A 1,580-nucleotide genomic window follows, 5' to 3' on the forward strand; every position below is an offset into this window, starting at 1 on the left:
ACTCAACTTTCCCACCCAAGGGAAAGCAAAAAAACCTTGAAAATCGCTAATAAACATTCGTGAAAAACATATAGAGAACCCCCTGTAAGTGGTATAATAGAAGTATCCAAGTCCCACTAATACCAACCATTAGGAGGTTCCCTATGATTCGTATTATATCAGATGACACTTCAATTGACCAGCAGGTTCAAACACAAATAGGCTTCTTTTTTAACCGGTTTCAGCTTTCCAAATTGTTGCAGCGATGCAATTTTTATAAAGAATCAGGCGTGCCCTGCATCACTGTTTTGAAAGAGTTGTTTGGTTTGGTCTTTACCGGCAAGAATTTGTACCGTACTCTTGAAACATGTGATGGGTTGCCTTTTAGAAAAAACACGGCTTACCGATTTCTGAATGCAGCGTACCACAACTGGGAAAAACTCCTGTTGTTGATTGCCAGCCAGCTGGTGGCGTACATTGACAGTCTTACCGGCAATGATCGGGAATCGGTGCTGATTCTGGATGACTCTCTTTTCAGTCGAAACCGAAGTAAACAAGTAGAACTCTTAGCAAAGGTGTATGACCATACCACTCACAGGTACTATCGTGGTTATCGGATGCTAACGCTAGGCTGGTCAGACGGCAATACATTTCTACCCGTGTCATTCCAGCTGCTTAGTTCGCAGAAGGAAGAAAATATTCTCTCGCCTGCAAAAAAGGTTGATGGTAGAACTCTGGCATCCAAACGCCGCAAGCGGGCGTGTTCATCCACGACAGATGTATTAATCGAAATGTTGAAATCAGCCAAGCATTTGCCAGCTAGGTTTGTCCTCTTTGACAGCTGGTTTACCACGCCCAAAACCGTTGTACGGGTGAAGCAAGAAAAGCGTGATGTTATCGGCATGCTCCGCCTCACAGAAAAAATCCATTACCAGTTTCAGGAACGGTGGCAAAACGTTAAAGAAATCTATCAACAGGTACCTCTGAATACCCTGGTGGAAGGAAAACGTGTTGTTGGATCCGCATGTGTCAGGCTGCGGGAGCATAAAAACGCTGATGCACAAGACTATGTTGATGCCCGCATTGTTTTTGTCAAAGACCTGCGTGCCCACACAACGGCAGCTCTTTTATGCACTGACATAAATCTGTCAGAAGAAGAAATCATCCGCATCTATGGCAAACGGTGGGATATTGAAGTGTTCTTTAAAGTATGCAAATCTTATCTGGCTTTAACAAAAGAATACCAAGGTCGCAGCTATGACCTGCAGGTGGCTGCCACTTCCCTTGTTTTTCTACGGTACGCCATGCTGGCCATGCAAGTCAGGGAGGCCACGGATGACAGAACGGTGTGCGAGCTGTTTTATCAGCTAAAAGATGAAATGAAAGACATCGTGTTTATTCAAGCCCTGATACGCATCATGGATGCTTTAAAGGCGGCTCTCAAACAATCACCTTTAATCAGCATAGCAGTTGTAGATCAGATTATGAATGTATTCTTAAATGCAGTTCCCGATACGCTAAGATGTAGGTTATTTGCAAGTACATAACTTTCAGCCGATTTCGGACGGATTATCTGTCAAAAACTGGTGGGAAAGTTGAGT

General features: G+C 43.8%; 1 protein-coding gene. It reads left to right on the forward strand.

Annotated elements, in window-relative coordinates; all coding sequences use genetic code 11:
- Positions 1 to 143 precede the first annotated feature (143 nt).
- Positions 144 to 1,526: an IS4 family transposase gene (locus AAIG11_RS17795; RefSeq protein WP_343187544.1), complete on the forward strand. Its 1,383-nt coding sequence runs from the start codon at positions 144 to 146 to the stop codon at positions 1,524 to 1,526.
- The last annotated feature ends 54 nt before the right edge of the window (positions 1,527 to 1,580 follow it).

The organism is Anoxynatronum sibiricum (assembly GCF_039414295.1).
GTDB lineage: Bacteria > Bacillota > Clostridia > Peptostreptococcales > Tindalliaceae > Anoxynatronum > Anoxynatronum sibiricum.

Coding starts and splice junctions, on each gene's coding strand:
- AAIG11_RS17795 (WP_343187544.1), top strand. CDS start 144: ATGATTCGTATTATATCAGATGACACTTCAATTGACCAGCAGGTTCAA.